Origin of the sequence: Streptomyces poriferorum, from assembly GCF_019399235.1 — a bacterium.
GTDB classification, from domain to species: domain Bacteria; phylum Actinomycetota; class Actinomycetes; order Streptomycetales; family Streptomycetaceae; genus Streptomyces; species Streptomyces poriferorum.
Genome location: NZ_JAELVH010000021.1, coordinates 12,576 through 32,154, shown reverse-complemented (window position 1 = coordinate 32,154; position 19,579 = coordinate 12,576). Strand labels below are relative to the sequence as shown.

Sequence of the window (19,579 nt, the reverse complement as noted above, 5' to 3'; positions counted from 1 at the left end):
GAGACGACACTAACCCACTTGAGACGTTGATGTCTCACCGGAAATGGGCTCGCGCCGCTCGCCGTGCGCGGAGGACCATGTCCGCATGAAGCCGCTGCTGCTGATCGACATCGACGGTCCGCTCAATCCGTACGCAGCGCTCTCCCGCCGCCGCACGCCGGACGGATACACCAGGCACCTCATGCGGCCGACAGGGTGGACCGAGGGCGTGGCCCTGCCCGTTCTGCTCAACCCGGAGCACGGCGGGGAGCTGCTCGCGCTGGCCGGCCGCTACGAGCTGATCTGGGCGACCACCTGGAAGGACGAGGCGAACGAGTGGATCGGGCCGCGTCTGGGGCTGCCCCGGCTGCCGTACATCGACTGGCCGGACATGCACGGCGCCGCACCTGCCGGGACGTACTGGAAGACGCAGTACGTCGTGGAGTACGCGGCCGGGCGGCCGTTCGCATGGGTCGACGACGAGATCACCGACCGGGACCGGGCGTGGGTCGCCGGGCAGGGTGCGGGCGGCGAGAGCCTGCTGCTGACGACGGATCCGCGGATCGGCCTGGAGCGGGCCGACTTCGACGCGCTGGCCGCGTGGGCGGACAGCCGGGGAACGGCCGGCTGACCGCCCCCGCCGCCCTTCCGTCAGTCGCCGAGGAGGATCAGGTCGAGCCCGGGCAGTTGCGCCGGGTCGTTGATCACGAACAGCTCGACGACCTTTCCGCGTTCGATCGTGAACCGCATGACCGAGAAGCGCCGCCCCTCCACCTCCGAGACGACGGCCGGGGCGCCGTCGAGCAGGGCGAACCGCGCCGACCGGCCGTACGGGGCGAACATGATCGCCTGGCGGGCCACGTTCGCGGCCCCGCGCACGAGCGAGGCGGCTCCGGCCGCTCCTTCGGACCGGGCCACGACATCCGGGTCGAGCACGGCGACGAGCGCGTCGAAGTCGCCGCTGCGGGCGGCGGCGAGGAACGCGTCGACGACCTCCCGCCGGCGGGCCGCGTCCGGGTCGGGAACCGGGTCGGCGCCCTGGACCCGGCGGCGGGCCCGGCTGGCGAGCTGCCGGGCGGCGGCCGGGCTGCGGTCCACGATCCGGGCGATCTCGTCGAAGGGCACCGCGAACATGTCGTGCAGCACGAAGGCCAGGCGCTCGGCCGGGTCCAGCGTCTCGAGCACGACGAGCAGCGCGAGGCCCACCGAGTCGGCCATCAGCGCCTGCTGCTCCGGGTCTGCGCCCGGCTGTGGCCCCAGGGTCCGGCCGGGCCGGTGCGCATCCGGCTCGCCGGTCTCCAGGGGTTCCTCCCGGCGGGTGCGTCGTGAGCGCAGGATGTCCAGGCAGACCCGGCCGACCACGGTGGTCAGCCAGCCGCCCAGGTTGCCGATCGCCGCACTGTCGGAGCGGCCGAGACGGATCCAGGCCTCCTGGACAGCGTCCTCCGCCTCGCTGTCGGAGCCGAGCATCCGGTAGGCCACAGCCTTGAGACGGTTCCGGTCCTCCTCGAAGCGTGCCGCCAGGAACTCGTTTCCGTCCACAGCCGTCCTCCTGCGCAGTGTGCCGTCACCCCGTCACCACGCTGACGTACGGGAGCGGTCCGATGTGACAGCAGTACGGGGAAGGCTCAGCTCCACGGGAGCGACGCACGGTGCCGCCAGTACGCCTCCGGCTCCTCGACCAGCGCGTCCAGCCCGGCCCTGCGCTCCTCGTCGAGGTCGAGGACGGCCGCGTGGAGGTTGCCGGAGAGCTGGTTGACGGTCGCCGCCCCGGAGAGCACGACACCGGCCCAGGGCTGGTGCAGCACCAGCGCCAGAGCGACCGCGTCGCTGCCCAGCCCTTCCTCGGTGGCGATCTCCCGCATCACGGCGGGGGCCTCCGTCCCCGCGAGCCGGCCGTTGGCCATGGCTTCCTTGACGATGACGGTGAGCCCGGCGGCATGTGCCTCGGCGAGCGCCGGTCCGGCCGAGGTCTCGAGGGCGTTGTAGGTGGCCTGGACCGTACGGAAGAGGGGTTCGCCGTCCACCGTGACGGCGAGGGCGGCGCGGATCGCTTCGGCCTGGGCCGGTCCGCTGGTGGAGAGGCCGACGCTGACCCCGTCCGCGGCGAGCGCGGCGAGGCGGGCGTGCAGTTCCTTGTCCGTGAGCGCCGGGCTGTCGGGGGTCACCGAGTGGATCTGGTAGAGGTCGAGCCGGTCCCCGAGCAGCTCAGCGGTCTCGGCGCGCTGGCGCAGATACGTGGCCAGGGTGTGGTCCTTGACCTCGTGCGCCTCGGCGTCGACGCTCCAGCCGGCGGTGTAGGCGTAGCCCCACTTGCTCCCGACGACGATGTCGCGGACCTCGGGCCGGGCGGTCAGCCAGTCGCCGAGGAACTCCTCGGAGCGGCCGTAGGAACGGGCGGCGTCGAAGTACCGGACGCCCTGCGCGTAGGCCGCGTCCAGCAGCTCGTGCGTCCGGGCGCGCAGGTCGTCGACGGTCCGCTCGCCGGGCAGATCGCGGTCGCGGTGGAGATTGATGTAGCCGGGCCTGCCGACCGCTGCCAGGCCGAGCCCGATGTGAGCGGTCGGGGTGGTCGCTGTGGTCAGTCGGGCGAACGGCATCGCGGGCTCCTCGTCGTCGGCAGGAATCTCCCCTACCCCCAACGTAGCCCGCGATGCTCGTGCGGCTACTTGCGGGCGGCCGCCCAGGCGTGCTGGGTCGCCAGGTCCGCCTTGAGCTCGGCCAGCTGGACGGCGACGGCCGAAGGAGCCGTACCACCGCGCCCGTTGCGGGAGGCGAGCGCACCGGCCACGTTGAGGACCGTGCGGACCTCGGGCGTGAGGTGCTCGGAGATCTTCGCGAACTGCTCGTCGGTCAGCTCGTCGAGCTCGATGCCGTGGTTCTCGCACTCCTTGACGCACTCACCGGCGACCTCGTGGGCGACCCGGAACGGCACACCCTTCTTGACCAGCCACTCGGCGATGTCGGTGGCGAGCGAGAACCCGGCCGGGGCCAGCTCCTCCATGCGCGCGCGGTTGACGGTGAGGGTGGCCATCATGCCGGTGAAGGCGGGGAGCAGGACTTCGAGCTGGTCGCAGGAGTCGAAGACCGGCTCCTTGTCCTCCTGGAGGTCGCGGTTGTACGCGAGCGGCAGGGCCTTGAGGGTGGCCATGAGGCCGGTCAGGTTGCCGATGAGCCGTCCGGACTTGCCCCGGGCCAGTTCGGCGATGTCGGGGTTCTTCTTCTGCGGCATGATCGAGGAGCCGGTGGAGAAGGCGTCGTGCAGGGTGACGAAGGAGAACTCCTTCGTGTTCCAGATGATGATCTCCTCGGCGATCCGGGAGAGGTTGACGCCGGTCATCGCGGTGATGAAGGCGAACTCGGCGACGAAGTCCCGCGAGGCCGTTCCGTCGATGGAGTTGCCCACCGAACCGTGCTCGAAGCCGAGGTCGGCCGCGACCGCCTCGGGGTCGAGTCCGAGCGAGGAACCGGCGAGGGCTCCGGAGCCGTACGGGGACACCGCGGTCCGCTCGTCCCACTGCCGCAGCCGCTCCGCGTCCCGGGACAGGGACTGCACATGCGCCAGGACGTGGTGGGCGAAGAGCACCGGCTGGGCGTGCTGGAGGTGCGTACGGCCCGGCATGGCCACGTCCGCGTGGGCCTCGGCGAGGCCGACGAGGGCGTCCTGGAGCTCGGCGATCAGACCGCCGATGATGCGGGCGTGGTCACGCAGGTACATCCGGAAGAGCGTGGCGATCTGGTCGTTGCGGGACCGCCCGGCACGCAGCTTGCCGCCGAGATCGGGGCCGAGCCGCTCCAGCAGCCCGCGCTCCAGGGCGGTGTGGACGTCCTCGTCGGCGATGGTGCCGGTGAAGGAGCCGTCCGCGACATCGGCTTCCAGCTGGTCGAGCCCGGCGGTCATCCGCTTCAGCTCGTCCTCGGTGAGCAGGCCCGCCTTGTTGAGGACGCGCGCGTGGGCGCGGGAGCCGGCGATGTCGTACGGCGCGAGCCGCCAGTCGAAGTGGACGGACGCGGACAGCCTGGCCAGCGCCTCGGCCGGACCGTCCGCGAAGCGGGCGCCCCAGAGACGTACGTCGCCGTTGCCGTTGCCGTTGCTCACTGCGTGCTCCTCGGAAGAACCAGGGGGTTGGATGTGCGACCGCTTGCCCGTGCGAGTGCGGCACCCTCGGTCACGGACGCCTGCTCACGGCGCGATCCACGGTGCAGCCACTGCCGCAATCACTCACAGGCATAACTATGCGGTCCTCTGTATGTTTTGTCAAAGCTGACGGCGGCGTCCCCGCCGCCGGACAAAGCGCGTGCGTCGGCGCGCCGCCCTCGCTACGGTCTGCATCTTCGGCACACCCAGGGGGGACCATGAACGACGCCTCGACGGCGGCACGGCAGCTGGCCGGCGGCGCGTCCTTGGACGAGGCGCTCGGACACGCCTCGGCGGAATGCTGGCCGGCCCTCGACCGCGCCATACGCGACCTGCCGCCCTGGGAACTCGGAGTGCATGTCGCACCCGCCGGCCGGTGGGTGCAGTGGCCCTGGAACGCTCCGTTGCCGATCTTGAGACGGACCCCCCGGGCCGCATCGGAGTCCGCGTCCGTCATCGCCCTGTGCCACCACGACGGCAGGATCCGCGAGGCGGCCCTCGACCTGACGTCCGGCTCCCCGGCCCTGCTGCCGCTCCTGATCGTGCGGTGCACGGACTGGGCGGCTCCGGTACGCGAACGGGCCCGGGCCCTGCTGTCGGAGCGGTCCGGCTCCGCGCTCGTGCACCACGCGGAACTGATCCTGCTGCTGGCGCGCCGCGAACAGGGCCGGTTCGCGGTGGACCTGCTCGACCGGTTGCTGCGCGACGGCCCCGCCGCGCAGATGGAGCCCCTGCTGACGAGCCCGGACCGCGCCACACGCCGCTTCGCCCACCGCATCGCCGTCGACCGCGGCCTTCTCGCGCCCGGCCGGCTCGCCCGCCTGGCCGCGGATTCCGGCGACGCGTCCCTCCAGGACCTCTGCGCGGACGCGGCCATCGCGTCGATGCGGGACGAGGACCACGACGACGTGCTCGGCGTACTGCTGAAGGCCCGGAACGGACGCGTGCGGGCGGCGGGGGTCACCGCGCTGCGGCGCACCGGGCGGCACGACGAGGCGCGGGCCCGGCTCACGGACCGTTCGGGAGTCGTACGGGCCTGCGCCCGGTACGTACTGCGGCAGGACGGGACCGACCCGCTGCCGTTGTACCGGGCGATGTGCACCGGCGAGGTCACCGAGCCGGGCGCCGCCGCCGGGCTCGGCGAATGCGGCGACCGTACGGACGCGGAGACGCTGTGGGCCCTGGTCCGCCATCCCGAGGCCGCCGTGCGCGTCCACGCGGTCACCGGACTGCGTGCCCTCGACGCCGTGACGCGCGCCGGGCTGGCACCGCTCATCGACGACCCGTCATCCGCCGTGGTCAGGGCGGCTACCCGGGCCCTGCTGCCCCACGCGAACGGCTTCTCCCGGGAGTGGCTGTCCGCGCGGGACGCGCCCGACCGGGCGCGGGCGGTGCGGGTGGCGGCGCAGCGGTTGTACCGGGCGGCGGGATACGCCCGTCCCACGGGCTGAAACTCACCGCTCCGCCCGGAATCGGCGCGGATACTCGCGGCATGGGAAAAACCTACGAACGTATCGACGGGCGGCTGCGGACCTTCATCGAGGAGCAGCCCGTGTTCTTCACCGCGACAGCGCCGCTGGACGGGGAGGGCACGGTCAACCTCTCCCCCAAGGGCCTCAGCGGCTCCTTCACCGTGCTGGACGAGCAGCGCGTCGCCTATCTGGACTTCGCCGGGAGCAACGCCGAGACGGTCGCCCATCTGCGCGAGAACGGGCGGATCACCCTGATGTGGTGTGCCTTCCAGGGGCCGCCGAACATCGTGCGGGTGCACGGCCGCGGTGAGCCTGTCTTCCGGGACGATCCCCGCTTCCCGGAACTCCTGGCACGGTTCGACGGGGTGGATCCCTCCCGGCACGGGTTGCGGGCCGTCATCGTGGTGACGGCCGAACTGATCCGGGACACCTGCGGATACGGCGTGCCGTTCATGAGCTACGACGAGGACCGGCCGCTGCACGGGCAGCGTTTCGCGCGGGAGGACGACGCCTCGCTCAGCGCCTACTTCGAGAAGAAGGAGCACGTCGCCACCAGCATCGACGGCCTGCCCGGCCTGCCGCTCCCGTTGCCGGTCATGCCGCCCGCGTCCTGAACGGCCTGGACCGTCCTGAGCCACTGGGCCGTACGGAGCAGGTCCGCGGGTGGCCGGGCGGCAGCCGGTCTACGGTCCGGGGCATGCGCAGACTCCTGGTGACCGGTTCGGTCCTGATCGCTCTCGCCGGCCTCGTCGGAGCCCGGCCCCCGGTGGCGGCGCCGCTGCCGTGGCGGCCGGCCGACACCGGCGGCGGCAGCCAGCTCATCACGGCCGAGGCAGCCGGTACCTCCTCCACCACGGGCACGGTCACCTGGTGGAGTCTGCGGGGCGGCCGCTGGCTGGTGGCCGGGTCGGCGCCCGCACGGTTCGGGGCGAACGGGCTGGCCGAGGGCGCTTCGCGCGAGCAGGGCACGGACACGACGCCCACCGGGCTGTACGACCTGCCGTACGCCTTCGGGGTCGAGGCGGCCCGGCCCGGGACGCGCTATCCGTACCGCCGTGTCGGCGACCGGTCGTGGTGGTGCCAGGACAACGCGGCGCGCGCCTACAACCGGTGGGTGGAACCGCGCCCCGCCGACTGCCGGGCGGACGAGGCCGAGCACCTGATCACGTACCCGACGCAGTACGCGCGGGCCCTCGTCATCGGTTTCAACTACGACCGGCCGGTGAGGGGGCGCGGCGCCGGGATCTTCCTCCACGTCAACGGCCGGGGAGCGACAGCCGGCTGTGTCTCCGTGCCGGCGTCCGCGATGGACCGGATCCTGGCCTGGGCCGATCCGGCCCGCCGTCCGCACATCGCGATCGGGACCCGCTCGGGCCCGACCGCGATCACGCGCTACTGAGATCCGCGGGTCCGCCCGCTGGCAGCTCCTGGGAAGCCGTGTCCACATGTGGCGAAGGGCTGAGCCTGACCCGGCCCCCGTCTCCGCCGCTCAGCCCCTGAGACGCTCAGCCCCTCGGCTCCGAGGTCTGCGCGGAGTACGGCTGTCCGTGATCCATCAAAGATCCACCCGGCCCACCGGCGAGTGGCGTGGAGTCCAGGTAGCGGATCTCGTACGCGCGCTCGACGAAGCGCCAGCCTTCCGGAGTTCGCCGGTAACGATCGTGGTAGAGCGCGTAATTGAGGTGCGAGCCGCCACCACGGATCCGGATGACCTCGGAGAGACAGGCACGGCCGGTCGCGGTGTCTCCCGAGAGGGAGACGACGCCGGGGTGGGCCGTCTGGACGAAGACGTCGAAGCCCGCCTCACGCTGCTGTCCGAGGCCCCGGATCCCGTCGCGGCCGACGGCCTCGATACCGGCGTCCGGGATGCGGACGACGCCGTCGGGCACGAAGAGCGAGGCGAGGCGATCGTGGTCATTCATCATCACCGCGTCCGTGAACTCGGCGCGGAGCGCCTCGATCTCGACACGGTCCCGAAACTCGTCCGCTTCGCGCCCCGCCACGTCACTCACGAGCCGGCCGCCGACGGCGGTGCGATCGTCGCGTGTGGCAACGAGGTCGACGACGATGCCGTCCCGGTGGTGCTCGCCGAGGGTCGTCGCGACCGCGTCCGTCACCGCGGCGACGAGCCGGGCCGCGATCTGCCGGCCGTCGGCCCGGGTGAACGCGTTCTCCCTGACGGCGAACGTCACGGCAGGCGCCGCTTCCTGGCACGGCACCCCGCCGACGGCCCAGCGGCCGGCCGCGAGTCCCACGAGCCTTATGGCCACGAGATCGCGGGCCGCCTCTCCGTAGACGGAGGTGACCGCCTGCGTGAGCCGGGCGATGAGGTCCCTCTCGTGGCCGGCGATCTGCGGCTCGAGAGCGTGGACGGTGAGGTGAGGCATGCTCGATCGTCTCCTTACTGGTGTCCTTCGGCGGGAGGCGGTTCAGGCGATGGTCGCGGTGCGGGCACTGCGCAGATGCTCGAGTGCCGCGGTCCAGCCGGCAACGCGGTCGAGCAGTTCGTCCAGCGAGCGCGCCCGGGACGCACTCGGAGCGAACACCCTGAAGTCATCGAAGTCCGTGGCCAGGTGAAGAGAGACCTGGGCCGGCACGTCGGCGAGCCCGAGCAACCCGCACAGCTGCCGCAACTGGGCAGCGGACCCCGCGCCCCCGGCGACGCCGTAGGCGACGATCCCGGCGGCCTTGTCCGCCCAGCCTGCGTGGACGAAGTCGATGGCGTTCTTGAGCGCGGCGGGCAGCTGGCCGTTGTACTCCGGCGTGACGAACACGAACCCGTCGAGCGACTCGACCGTGCGCACCCAGGCCTGTGCCCCGGGGCCTCCGGTGCCGCCCATGGCGGGTGGAACCACCTGGTCGAAGAGGGGGAGCCGGAACTCGGCGAGATCGACGAGCTCGAACTCGGCGTCGGACCTCCGCGCCGAGACTTCATGGACCCACCCGGCCACCTGCGGGCCGAGCCGTCCCGGACGGGTGCTGCCGATGACGATGCCGATCCTGGTCATGCTGCGTCCTCCTGTCACGGTTCCCTGGCTGCGTCACGGACAGGCGGCCGTCCATCGCGGCCGTCCGCTGTGCCCGCACCCACACCGACGCGGCAGCGCCCTCGATCGTCAGGGGACGGGGGCCGCGTCGCCGCCTGACACCGGCGGGGGCTGACGCGTCGTCCCTCACGGGAGGATTCGTGCGTGACGACTGGAAGGCGCTGACCCCATGGACATCACAGGCCGGAACGAGGACGCCGCGGCAGGCCCCGAGGACGAGCCGCTCATCGCGGAACGGCGCGGCCTCGCGAATCTCGCCTACCGGCTGCTCGGCTCACTGACCGAGGCGGAGGACGCCGTCCAGGAGGCGTACGCCCGTTGGTTCGCGCAGTCCGTGGAGCGCCGGGCCGCTGTCGCGAATCCCGCGGCCTGGCTGACCACCGTCGTGAGCCGCATCTGTATGGACCAGCTCCGTTCGGCCCGGGTGCGCCGGGAGCGGTACGTCGGTGAGTGGATTCCGGAGCCGGTGCCGGAGCGCGCCGAGTGGAGCGGGCTCTCCCAGGGATCGACGGCGAGGGATCCCGCCGACCACATCACGCTGGACGAGTCCGTCGAGATGGCGTTCCTGGTCGTGCTCGACTCGATGACGCCGGCCGAGCGCGTCGCCTTCATGCTGCACGACGTGTTCCGGGTGCCGTTCAACGAGGTGGCGGCGATCGTCGGCCGCACGCCGGGAGCCTGCCGCGAGCTCGCCTCGTCGGGCCGCCGGCGCGTGGCTGCCGCCCGCACCGGCGGGGCACGGGCCCGGCAGCGGTCCGCCGTCGTGGGTGAGTTCCGGCAGGCGTGGCAGGCCAAGGACATGGACGCCCTGGTACGGCTCCTGGACCCGTCGGTCGTCGCCGTCGCCGACGGTGGTGGTCGCGCGACAGCCTCGCCGACGCCTGTCCGGGGACACCTGGAGGTCGCGGAGTTCCTGGTGTATCTGGCGGGCCTCGCAGGCCGGCTGGACCTCCTGGAGCGGAGCGTCAACGGGCAGCCGGGCCTCGTGGCGGTGGACGGCGATCAGGTTCTGACCGTGTACGCGTTCGACATCGAGGAGTCCCGCATCCGGCGCATCTGGGCGATTCGAAACCCGGACAAGCTGCGGCCATGGAGCCGTTGAGGTGCCCGCCGGACTCCCGCCTGACAACTGCCGCCGCGGGGACGTCGACCGGTCGGGCCGTCGGCACGTTGTGCCGCGGTGCCCGGACCGCACGGATCCGGATTCCAGGAAGGGAAGTACCGATGTCGTTCCACTCCCACACCCTGCACCTGACCATGCGCGGCGCGGACGAGGCGTCAGCCTGGTACCAACAGGCCTTCGGAGCCGAAGAGCTCACCAGGCTCGTGGTGCCCGGCGGCCGGCTGATCCACGTCCAGGTCCGCATCGGGACGATCACCCTGATGCTGGCCGACGAGTTCCCCGAGATGGATTCCTACGGGCCGCAGCACTTCGGCGGCACCTACGGCGCCCTCTGCCTGCACGTCGGCGATGTCGATGACGCCTGGCAGCGGGCCGTCGGTGCCGGGGCCACCGTGATTCGCCCGTTGAACGACGCCTTCTGGGGCGAGCGGGAAGGCCAGTTGCTCGACCCGTTCGGCCATCGGTGGGGGCTCACGCAGCAACTCCGTGACGTTCCGCTCGCGGAGCTCCAGAAGCTCACGACCGAAGCGTTCTCCGGTCTCACCGCAGGCTGAACGCCCCAGGGCGCCCCGAGGAGTGACGCCCCGCCACGGCGTCGAGGGGCCGTCCGGCTTGCGCAGGACGGCCCCTCGACAGGGTCCTCACCGCAGCTCTAACGCTCGTTCTGTGCGAGCCGCAGCAGATGGTCGGCGAGCGCCTGCCCGCCGGCCGGATCGCGGCTGATCAGCATGAGCGTGTCGTCGCCGGCGATGGTGCCCAGGATGTCGTGCAGCTCGGCCTGGTCGATCGCCGAGGCGAGGAACTGGGCGGCGCCCGGAGGCGTACGCAGCACGACCAGGTTGGCCGAGGCCTCCGCCGAGATCAGCAGTTCGGCGGAGAGACGGCGCATCCGCTCCTCCTTGGCGGAGCCGCCCAGCGGTGCGTGCGGGGTGCGGAATCCGCCCTCGCTCGGCACCGCGTAGATCAGCTCGCCGCCGGTGTTGCGGATCTTCACCGCGCCCAGCTCGTCCAGGTCCCGGGAGAGCGTCGCCTGGGTGACGCTCAGCCCGTCGTCCGCGAGGAGCTTGGCCAGCTGGCTCTGCGAGCGCACCGGCTGCCGGTTCAGGATGTCCACGATCCGGCGGTGGCGTGCGGTGCGGGTCTGCGGCACGGACGGCCCGCCGTGCTCGGAATCCTGCGCCTCGGTCATCGTCGTCGCCTCATTCTCCGGTGCGTCCTGCCCCGGATCGTCCGTCCCCGTATGCCGCGTCGAGGGCACCGGGCAGTGCCTGGAGGAACGCGTCCACGTCCGCCTCACCGATGATCAGCGGCGGCATCAGCCGTACGACATCGGGGGCGGGCGCGTTCACCAGGAGCCCGGCTCCCTGAGCCGCCTGCTGCACCTGGGGTGCGAGGGGCTCGGTGAGCACGATACCCAGCAGCAGGCCGGAGCCCCGGACGTGGGAGACCAGCGGGTGCCCGAGGCCTTCCACGCCGTTGCGGATCCGCTCGCCGAGCCGCTTCACGTTGTCCAGCGCGCCGTCGGCGGCCAGGGTGTCCAGGACCGCGAGACCGGCGGCGCAGGCGACCGGGTTGCCGCCGAACGTCGTGCCGTGCTGACCGGGCGCGAGCAGCTCGGCGGCCTCGCCGAACGCCACCGTGGCGCCGATCGGCAGTCCGCCGCCCAGTCCCTTGGCGAGGGTGACCAGATCGGGCTCAACCCCTTGGTGCTGCTGGTGCTCGAACCAGCTGCCGCACCGGCCGATGCCGGTCTGTACCTCGTCGAGGACGAGGAGGGTGCCGGTGGTCCGGGTGATCTCCCGGGCCGCCTCCAGATAGCCCTTGGGCGGCACGACCACGCCGTTCTCGCCCTGGATCGGCTCGATGATCAGCAGCGCGGTGTCCGTGGTCACCGCGGCCCGCAGCGCCTCGACGTCCCCGTACGGGACGTGCGTGACGTCGCCGGGCAGCGGGACGAACGCCTCGCGCTTCTTCGGCTGACCGGTGAGCGCGAGGGAGCCCATGGTCCGGCCGTGGAAGGCGCCGCCGGTGGCGACCATGTGGGTACGCCCGGTCAGCCGGCCGATCTTGAACGCGGCCTCGTTGGCCTCGGCGCCCGAGTTGCAGAAGTAGACCTTGCCGGTGCGGCCGAAGAGCTGGAGCAGCCGTTCGGCGAGCGCGACGGGCGGCTCGGCGATGAAGAGGTTGGAGACGTGGCCGAGGGAGGCGATCTGGGTGGAGACCGCCTCGACGACCGCGGGGTGGGCGTGGCCCAGGGCGTTCACCGCGATGCCGCCGACGAAGTCGAGGTACCGGGTGCCGTCGGCGTCCCACACATGGGCGCCCTGACCGCGGACGAGGGACAGCTTCGGGGTGCCGTAGTTGTCCATCAGCGCGTGCTGCCACCGCTGCGAGAGCTCGGCGTTGGTCATGCTTCCCCCTGTGCGTCGGGCACGACCATCGTGCCGATTCCTTCGTCGGTGAAGATCTCCAGCAGGATCGAGTGCTGGACCCGGCCGTCGATGACGCGGGCCGTCTCCACGCCGTTGCGCACGGCGTGCAGGCAGCCCTGCATCTTGGGCACCATGCCGCTGGAGAGTTCCGGCAGGAGCTTCTCCAGCTCGGTGGCGGTGAGGCGGCTGATCACGTCGTCGCTGTTGGGCCAGTCCTCGTACAGGCCCTCGACGTCGGTGAGGACCATCAGTGTCTCGGCGTTCAGCGCGGCGGCCAGGGCGGCGGCCGCGGTGTCGGCGTTGACGTTGTAGACGTGGTTGTCCTCCGCCGAGCGGGCGATGGAGGAGATGACCGGGATGCGGCCGTCGTCCAGCAGCGCCTGGATGGCCCCGGTGTCGATCGCGGTGATCTCGCCGACCCGCCCGATGTCGACGGCCTCGCCGTCGATCACGGGGCGGTGCTGGACCGCGGTGATCGTGTGGGCGTCCTCCCCGGTCATACCCACGGCCAGCGGCCCGTGCTGGTTGAGCAGGCCGACGAGCTCGCGCTGGACCTGTCCGGCGAGCACCATCCGTACGACGTCCATCGCCTCGGGCGTGGTGACACGCAGCCCGGCCTTGAACTCGCTGACCAGGCCCTGTTTGTCGAGCTGCGCGCTGATCTGCGGGCCGCCGCCGTGCACGACGACGGGCTTGAGACCGGCGTGCCGCAGGAAGACGACGTCCTGGGCGAAGGCGGCCTTCAGCTCCTCGTCGATCATGGCGTTGCCGCCGAACTTGATGACGACGGTCTTGCCGTTGTGCCGGGTCAGCCAGGGCAGCGCCTCGATGAGGATCTGCGCCTTCGGGAGTGCGGTGTGCTTCCGCGCGGCGGTCATGAGCTGTACGCGCTGTTCTCGTGGACGTAGTCCGCGGTGAGGTCGTTGGCCCAGATGACGGCCGACTCGGTGCCCGCGGCGAGGTCGGCGGTGATCCTGACCTCGCGGTAGCGCATGTCCACGAGGTCGCGGTCCTCGCCCACGCCGCCGTTCTTGCAGACCCATACGTCGTTGATCGCGACGTTCAGCTGATCCGGCTCGAAGGCCGCCTTCGTCGTGCCGATCGCGGACAGCACCCGGCCCCAGTTGGGGTCCTCGCCGTGGATGGCGCACTTGAGGAGGTTGTTACGGGCGATGGAGCGGCCCACCTCGACGGCGTCGTCCTCGGTCGCGGCGTTCACGACCTCGATCCGGATGTCCTTGGAGGCGCCCTCCGCGTCACCGATCAGCTGCCGGGCGAGGTCGTCGCAGACGGCCCGTACGGCCTCGGCGAACTCCCTCTGCTCCGGGGTGATACCGCTCGCCCCGGAGGCGAGCAGGAGCACGGTGTCGTTGGTGGACATGCAGCCGTCCGAGTCGACCCGGTCGAAGGTGGTCCGGGTGGCGTCGCGCAGCGCGGCGTCGAGCGCGGGGGCGGCGACGTCGGCGTCGGTGGTGAGGACGACGAGCATCGTGGCGAGGCCGGGGGCGAGCATGCCCGCGCCCTTGGCCATGCCGCCGACGGTCCAGCCCTCGCCGCCGGCGACGGCCGTCTTGTGGACGGTGTCGGTGGTCTTGATGGCGATGGCGGCCTTCTCGCCGCCGTGCTCGCTCAGGGCCGCCGCGGCCTTCTCGATGCCGGGCAGCAGCTTGTCCATGGGGAGCAGCAGGCCGATGAGCCCGGTCGAGGCGACGGCGATCTCACCGGCGCTGTGGCCTTCGAGGACCTCGGCCGCCTTCTCGGCGGTGGCGTGGGTGTCCTGGAAGCCCTGCGGTCCCGTACAGGCGTTGGCTCCGCCGGAGTTGAGGACGACGGCGGAGACCTCGCCGCCCTTGAGCACCTGCTCCGACCAGAGGACGGGAGCGGCCTTGACACGGTTGGAGGTGAAGACGCCCGCGGCGGCGCGACGCGGACCGTTGTTGACCACGAGGGCCAGATCCGGGTTGCCGCTCTCCTTGATTCCCGCGGCGATGCCCGCCGCGGAGAATCCCTGTGCTGCCGTGACGCTCACGGTGCCACTCCGATCGTGGAAAGTCCGGTGTCCTCGGGGAGTCCGAGGGCGATGTTCATGCTCTGCAGGGCCCCGCCCGCGGTGCCCTTGGCGAGGTTGTCGATGGCGCTGATCACGATGATCCGGCCGGCCGCCTCGTCGTACGCGACCTGGATCTGGACGGCGTTGGAGCCGTACACGGCGGCCGTCGCGGGCCACTGCCCCTCGGGGAGCAGATCGACGAACGGCTCGTCCGCGTAGGCCTTCTCGTACGCGGCGCGCACGGACTCGGCGCTCACGCCGGGCTTCGCCTTCGCGCTGCACGTGGCGAGGATGCCGCGGGGCATCGGGGCGAGGGTCGGGGTGAAGGACACGGTGACCGGTTCACCGGCGGCGGCGCTGAGGTTCTGGATCATCTCGGGCGTGTGCCGGTGGACACCGCCGACGCCGTACGGCGACATGTTGCCCATCACCTCGGAGCCGAGCAGATGCGGCTTGGCCGCCTTGCCGGCGCCGGAGGTCCCGGAGGCGGCGACGATCACGGCCTCGGGCTCGGCGAGCTGGGCCGCGTACGCCGGGAAGAGCGCCAGCGAGACGGCGGTCGGGTAGCAGCCGGGCACCGCGATGCGCTTGCTCCCGGCCAGCGCCGCCCGTCCGCCGGGCAGCTCGGGCAGACCGTAGGGCCAGGTCCCGGCATGCGGTGAGGCGTAGAACTTCTCCCAGTCCGCGGCGTCCTTGAGGCGGAAGTCGGCCCCCATGTCGACCACGAGCACCTCGTCGCCGAGCTGCTCCGCGACGGCGGCGGACTGCCCGTGGGGCAGGGCGAGGAAGACCACGTCGTGCCCGGCGAGCACCTCGGGCGTGGTCGGCTGGAGCACCCTGCCGGCCAGCGGCCGCAGGTGCGGCTGCAGGGCGCCGAGCGGTTGGCCCGCGTTGGAGTTCGCTGTGAGGGCCCCGATCTCGACCTCGGGGTGGACCAGCAGAAGGCGGAGCAGCTCCCCGCCGGCATATCCGCTCGCCCCTGCCACCGCTGCACGTACCACCATCGAAATCCTCCTCGTCGATGGCATGACTATACGCAAGCCTGCACTTTTATGCAAAGACTTGCGATCATCCAGCGGTATACGGGCCGGGCCCGCCGGTACGCCGGGTGACGGCCCCGCCCCGGTGTGCGGCCCCGGCGGCTCGCGAACACCGGTGAAATCACCGATGCCGTCCGCGCCCCGCGCCCCGACCCTGATCCAAGCAGGCATCCGCATCCCCGCATCCCCACACCCCTGTCAGGAGTGCCCCCATGCGTCGTCGTTCACCCCGCCGCCTTCTCGGCGTTCTCGCGGCCGTCACGGTCGCGTTCACCCTGTTCGGCTCGACGTCCGCGGCCGGCGCGGCCGATCGCGCACCGGCCGCGCAGACCGCCACCGCCGCGGCCGTGACGCCGCTGTCGACCAGCACCCCGGTCGTCTTCGTCCACGGGTACACCGGCAACGCCTCCAACTGGACCACCGCCAAGAGCGTCTTCCAGCTCAACGGCTGGTCCAGCTCGAAGCTCTTCGCCTACGAGTACAACTCGTACGGCAACAACATCACCAACGCCCAGGGCCTGGCCACGTTCGTCAACAACGTGAAGTCGCAGACCGGTGCGAGCAAGGTCGCGATCGTCAACCACTCGATGGGCGGCCTGGTCAGCCAGTACTACCTGAAGGTGCTGGGCGGCCACAGCAGCGTCAGCCACCTCGCGTCCATCGCGGGCGCCAACCACGGAACGACGTTCGCCAGTGCCTGTCTGATCTACACGACCTGCCAGCAGATGTACCCGGGATCCTCCTTCATCTCCCAGATCAGCGCGGGCGACGAGACACCGGGTGACACCAAGTACGCCAGCTGGTACTCCGCGTGCGACGGCATCATCCTCCCGTACACCAGCACCAGGCTGAGCGGCGCGACGAACAACAACGTGCTCTGCCAGACCCACATCGGGTACCTGACGGACACGATCGTGCTGGGCCAGATCGCGCGCTTCGTCGCCTCCTGACCCGTCGCACCGGCCGGACACGTCCCGTCCCCGCCCCCGCCGGGCACCGGGGACGGGACACCGGCGCGTCCGGTATCAGTGGACGGCCGGGCCGAACCACCGGGACAGCCGGTCGAGCAGTTCCCCCTGGTCCGCACCGGCCCACGCCACATGGCCGTCCGGACGCAGCAGGACCGCGGGTGCGCCGAGACCGTCGCCGACGCCCTCCTCGCCGGCATCGGCGATGTGATCGACCCGGTCCGCCCAGCCCGCCGCCGAGAGCCGGCCCGTCCGGTCGACGAGCAGCCCGCGCCCGCCGTGCATCAGCGAGTAGAGGCGCCGCCCGTCCTTCAGCCCGATGTCCGGCATCCGGCGGCCGAGCAGCGCGTGGCCCTCGCCGAGGTCGTAACGGATGTCGAGCGCGGTAATCACCCCGGTCATGTACCGGTTCACCTCCTCGAAGCCCATCAGCTTCGTGTACAGCGCCCGCAGCGCGGTCGCACCCGGGTCGGTCCCCAGCAGCGTGATCTGCGCACGGGTGTTGTCCAGCACGGCGGCGCCCACCGGGTGCCGTTCGGAGTGATAGCTGTCCAGCAGGCCCTCCGGCGCCCGGCCGTGGACCTCCGCGGCCAGCTTCCAGCCGAGGTTGAAGGCGTCCTGGACGCCGAGGTTGAGTCCCTGCCCGCCGGTCGGCGGATGGATGTGCGCAGCGTCTCCGGCCAGCAGCACCCGGCCGGCGCGGTAGCGCTCGGCCTGCCGGGTGGCGTCGCCGAACCGGGACATCCAGCGCGGCGAGTGCACTCCGAAGTCGGTGCCCGCGACCGCCCGGAGCCGCTGCTGGAAGTCCGCCAGCGTCGGCGGGGACGTTCGGTCCTCGCAGACCCCGTCGGCGGGCACGACGACGCGGCACACCCCGTCCTTCTCGGGACCGACGCCGAACCGCAGCTGGGTCCTGCGGACGTCCGCGACGACGGCGGCGATCTTCTCGGGGTCCTCGGTCACCTCCATCTCCCCCAGCAGCGTCTCGACCGTGGCCGCCTCACCGGGAAATCCGATCCCGGCCAGCTTGCGCACCGTGCTGCGGCCGCCGTCGCAGCCGACGAGGTAGCGCGAGCGCAGCCGGGTGCCGTCCGCCAGCTGGACGGTCACGCCGGCTTCGTCCCCCTCTTCGGACCGGCTCAGCGCGACCACTTCGCAGCCGCGCCGGATCTCCGCACCGAGCTCGGCCGCCCGTTCCCCGAGAATCCGCTCGGTGACCGGCTGCGGCGTGGCGAGGCCGTACGGATGGGCCGTGTCCAGCCCGTCCGGCCACGCCGTGGCGATTCCGCCGAAAAGGCCGCCCACCTGGAACTTCTCGCTCACCGCCAGGAACCGTTCCAGCAGGCCGCGCTGGTCCATCACCTCGACGCTGCGCGCGTGCAGACCCTGCCCGCGGGACTCCCCCGTCGGTCCGGTGAGCTTCTCCAGTACGACGACGCGCACGTCGTGCAGCCGCAGCTCTGCGGCCAGCATCAATCCGGTCGGTCCGCCGCCGACCACGATCACATCAATCATCGGAACACCCGTTCAGGAGATCAGCAGAATCCGGCCGTGGCCGGTCATTCTGCGGCGCACCGGGGGCCTTGCCGCAAGGCCCCCGGTGCGCTATATCTTGAAACCGGCAGGGAGGCATCACGCTCCTTGCCTTCTGTTTTTTCAGAGGGCGCCGGTGACGGCGCCCTCCCTCATCTCCAGCCGGGTGCCGCCGAACCGCGCCCGCATCCGGCGGTCGTGAGTGACCAGCACCAGCGCCCCCGCGTAACCGGTCAGCGCCGCCTCCAGCTCTTCGACGAGCGCGGGCGAGAGGTGGTTGGTCGGCTCGTCCAACAGAAGCAGGTCCACCGGTTCGCTGACCAGCCGGGCGAGTTCGATGCGCCGCCGCTGGCCGTACGAGAGGCTCCCGACGCGCAACCGCAGGGCGTCCGGCTCGAACAGGCCCAGCGACAGCAGCATGTCGGCATGCTCGTCCCGGTCGCCGGGGCGGCCGTGGGCGAAGGCCGCCAGCACGCTCAGGCCCGGCGGCCACGGCGTCTCCTCCTGCCGCAGGTGTCCCACCCGCCCGGCGACGCGCACCGCGCCCGCGTCCGGCCGGAGTTCCCCGGCCAGGACCCGCAGCAGGGAGCTCTTGCCCGCGCCGTTGGGGCCGGTGACCAGCACGCGCTCGGCCGGACCGATGCGCAGCTGTGGCACCGTCAGCCGGCCCTCGACGACCACGTCCTCCAGGACCGCGGCGGGTGCCTCGCCGGGGCCGGCCGCGGTGGCGATGCGGGCCGTGAACGACAGCGGGTCCGGCGGCGGGGTCAGCGGGCTCGCGGTCAGCCGCTCGACGCGCTCCTTCGCGTTACGGATACGGCTCATCGCACCGTGGGCGCGCCCCCGTGCGCGGAACGCCCCGGAACCGAAGTTGGCCTGCGGCATCCTGCGCGGGATGGCGTCCAGACGGGCCACGTTGGACTCGGCGAGCCTGCGGCTGCGGTCGAGTTCGGCCCGCCACTCGTCGTACCGCTCCCGGCGCCGACGGCGTTCCGTGGCCTTGGCCGTGAGGTATCCGGCGTAGCCGTTGCCGTGACGGGAGACCCGGCCGCCTTCGACCTCCAGGACCGTGCTGGTGATCCGCTCCAGGAAGACGCGGTCGTGGGTGACCGCGACGACCGTTCCGCGGTGGGCCCGCAGATGGTCCTCCAGCCAGCCGACCCCCCGGTCGTCGAGATCGTTGGTCGGCTCGTCCAGCAGCAGCAGTTCCGGGCGGGACGCGAGCGTCGCGGCCAGTGCCAGCCGTGAACGCTCGCCGCCGGAGAGCGTGCCCAGCGGCCGGTCCCTGGACAGCCACGGCAGACCGAGCCCGTGCATCGCGGTGTCCACCCGGGTGTCGGCGCCGTAGCCGTCGCGTGCCTCGTACTGCTCGGTCAGGCGCGCGTACGAGGCGAGGGCCGCGCCGAGTTCCGGTCCGGCCGATGCTCCGGCCAGCGCGGACCCGGCCCGGCGCAGCTCCGCTTCGAGCGTGCGCAGTTCGCCCAGTGCCACGTCCACGGCGTCCTGGACGGTGGCGTGCGGGGTCAGCCCGATGGCCTGGGCGAGATACCCCGTACCGCCGGGCGAGACGACGGACACCTCGCCCGCGTCGGGCGTCTCACGGCCGGCGAGGAGGCGGAGCAGAGTGGACTTGCCGGCCCCGTTGTCGCCGACGACGCCGGCCTTCTCACCGGGGGCGAGGGCGAGCGAGATCCGGTGCAGCACGGTGCGCTCGCCGTAACGCTTGGTGACGCCGTGCAGAGAGAGTTGTGCGGAGTGTGATGGGTGCATGAATGAGCCCCTGTTCCCGGCCGTGCC

General features: G+C 71.9%; 19 protein-coding genes. 7 read left to right on the top strand and 12 right to left on the bottom strand.

Translation table 11 applies throughout. The annotated features are described in order from the left end of the window. Nucleotides 1–85: 85 nt before the first annotated feature. The gene (locus tag JGS39_RS06245; RefSeq protein WP_219567719.1) at nt 86–610 is read left to right on the top strand and encodes an HAD domain-containing protein; all 525 of its coding nucleotides are present in this window, start codon (nt 86–88) and stop codon (nt 608–610) included. A 20-nt stretch (nt 611–630) separates the two neighbouring features. Here JGS39_RS06245 and JGS39_RS06240 read toward each other — a convergent pair whose 3' ends face one another. The 3 genes from JGS39_RS06240 to argH all read right to left on the bottom strand — a co-directional run bounded on the left by JGS39_RS06240 (nt 631) and on the right by argH (nt 4,078). Further along, the gene (locus JGS39_RS06240; protein ID WP_219567718.1) at nt 631–1,521 is read right to left on the bottom strand and encodes a sigma-70 family RNA polymerase sigma factor; all 891 of its coding nucleotides are present in this window, start codon (nt 1,519–1,521) and stop codon (nt 631–633) included. A gap of 86 nt (nt 1,522–1,607) precedes the next feature. Beyond that, nucleotides 1,608–2,579: an aldo/keto reductase gene (locus JGS39_RS06235; protein WP_219567717.1), complete on the bottom strand. Its 972-nt coding sequence runs from the start codon at nt 2,577–2,579 to the stop codon at nt 1,608–1,610. A 65-nt stretch (nt 2,580–2,644) separates the two neighbouring features. Continuing rightward, complete coding sequence (argH, locus tag JGS39_RS06230) at nt 2,645–4,078, bottom strand: argininosuccinate lyase (RefSeq protein ID WP_219567716.1); 1,434 nt, start codon at nt 4,076–4,078, stop codon at nt 2,645–2,647. Between the two features lie 257 nt (nt 4,079–4,335). Between argH and JGS39_RS06225 the strand changes: the two genes are divergently transcribed. The 3 genes from JGS39_RS06225 (at nt 4,336) to JGS39_RS06215 (ending at nt 6,988) form a co-directional block, all read left to right on the top strand. Further along, complete coding sequence (locus JGS39_RS06225; RefSeq protein WP_219567715.1) at nt 4,336–5,568, top strand: hypothetical protein; 1,233 nt, start codon at nt 4,336–4,338, stop codon at nt 5,566–5,568. 41 nt (nt 5,569–5,609) lie between these two features. After that, nucleotides 5,610–6,203 carry a pyridoxamine 5'-phosphate oxidase family protein gene (locus tag JGS39_RS06220; RefSeq protein WP_219567714.1) on the top strand — a complete coding sequence of 198 codons (594 nt, stop codon included), beginning with the start codon at nt 5,610–5,612 and terminating at the stop codon, nt 6,201–6,203. A gap of 83 nt (nt 6,204–6,286) precedes the next feature. Further along, nucleotides 6,287–6,988, top strand: a complete 702-nt coding sequence (locus tag JGS39_RS06215; RefSeq protein WP_219567713.1) for a L,D-transpeptidase family protein — start codon at nt 6,287–6,289, stop codon at nt 6,986–6,988. A 106-nt stretch (nt 6,989–7,094) separates the two neighbouring features. On the opposite strand, the gene JGS39_RS40640 is transcribed toward JGS39_RS06215, so the two are convergent. Next, nucleotides 7,095–7,976 carry a nuclear transport factor 2 family protein gene (locus tag JGS39_RS40640; RefSeq protein ID WP_236063056.1) on the bottom strand — a complete coding sequence of 294 codons (882 nt, stop codon included), beginning with the start codon at nt 7,974–7,976 and terminating at the stop codon, nt 7,095–7,097. Between the two features lie 42 nt (nt 7,977–8,018). Beyond that, nucleotides 8,019–8,597: an NADPH-dependent FMN reductase gene (locus JGS39_RS06205; protein ID WP_219567712.1), complete on the bottom strand. Its 579-nt coding sequence runs from the start codon at nt 8,595–8,597 to the stop codon at nt 8,019–8,021. 208 nt (nt 8,598–8,805) lie between these two features. Between JGS39_RS06205 and sigJ the strand changes: the two genes are divergently transcribed. Further along, entirely contained in the window at nt 8,806–9,738 is a 933-nt protein-coding gene (sigJ, locus tag JGS39_RS06200) for an RNA polymerase sigma factor SigJ (protein ID WP_219567711.1), read from the top strand. Between the two features lie 122 nt (nt 9,739–9,860). Beyond that, nucleotides 9,861–10,313, top strand: coding sequence for a VOC family protein (locus JGS39_RS06195; protein ID WP_219567710.1), 453 nt, complete (start codon nt 9,861–9,863; stop codon nt 10,311–10,313). Nucleotides 10,314–10,411: 98 nt separating this feature from the next. Here the strand turns inward: JGS39_RS06195 and JGS39_RS06190 are convergent, their stop codons facing one another. The 5 genes from JGS39_RS06190 to argC are packed head-to-tail and all read right to left on the bottom strand — an operon-like array spanning nt 10,412 to nt 15,245. Beyond that, nucleotides 10,412–10,948: an arginine repressor gene (locus tag JGS39_RS06190; RefSeq protein WP_136327514.1), complete on the bottom strand. Its 537-nt coding sequence runs from the start codon at nt 10,946–10,948 to the stop codon at nt 10,412–10,414. A 10-nt stretch (nt 10,949–10,958) separates the two neighbouring features. Then, nucleotides 10,959–12,170, bottom strand: coding sequence for an acetylornithine transaminase (locus tag JGS39_RS06185; RefSeq protein ID WP_219567709.1), 1,212 nt, complete (start codon nt 12,168–12,170; stop codon nt 10,959–10,961). Beyond that, complete coding sequence (gene argB / locus JGS39_RS06180; protein ID WP_219567708.1) at nt 12,167–13,069, bottom strand: acetylglutamate kinase; 903 nt, start codon at nt 13,067–13,069, stop codon at nt 12,167–12,169. The genes JGS39_RS06185 and argB overlap by 4 nt, the downstream gene beginning before the upstream one ends. Beyond that, nucleotides 13,066–14,220 (bottom strand): bifunctional glutamate N-acetyltransferase/amino-acid acetyltransferase ArgJ, encoded by a 1,155-nt coding sequence (argJ, locus tag JGS39_RS06175; RefSeq protein ID WP_219567707.1) that lies wholly within the window; start codon nt 14,218–14,220, stop codon nt 13,066–13,068. The genes argB and argJ overlap by 4 nt, the downstream gene beginning before the upstream one ends. Continuing rightward, complete coding sequence (argC, locus tag JGS39_RS06170; protein ID WP_219567706.1) at nt 14,217–15,245, bottom strand: N-acetyl-gamma-glutamyl-phosphate reductase; 1,029 nt, start codon at nt 15,243–15,245, stop codon at nt 14,217–14,219. Before argC ends, argJ begins: the two co-directional genes overlap by 4 nt. A 248-nt stretch (nt 15,246–15,493) precedes the next feature. Here argC and JGS39_RS06165 point away from each other — a divergent pair, with 248 nt between their 5' ends. Then, complete coding sequence (locus JGS39_RS06165; RefSeq protein ID WP_219567705.1) at nt 15,494–16,231, top strand: esterase/lipase family protein; 738 nt, start codon at nt 15,494–15,496, stop codon at nt 16,229–16,231. A gap of 75 nt (nt 16,232–16,306) precedes the next feature. On the opposite strand, the gene rox is transcribed toward JGS39_RS06165, so the two are convergent. Continuing rightward, on the bottom strand, nt 16,307–17,764 hold the full coding sequence (gene rox / locus JGS39_RS06160) for a rifampin monooxygenase (protein ID WP_219567704.1): 1,458 nt from the start codon (nt 17,762–17,764) through the stop codon (nt 16,307–16,309). Between the two features lie 141 nt (nt 17,765–17,905). Continuing rightward, nucleotides 17,906–19,552: a TlrC/CarA/OleB/SrmB family ABC-F type ribosomal protection protein gene (locus JGS39_RS06155; RefSeq protein WP_219567703.1), complete on the bottom strand. Its 1,647-nt coding sequence runs from the start codon at nt 19,550–19,552 to the stop codon at nt 17,906–17,908. Nucleotides 19,553–19,579: the final 27 nt, after the last annotated feature.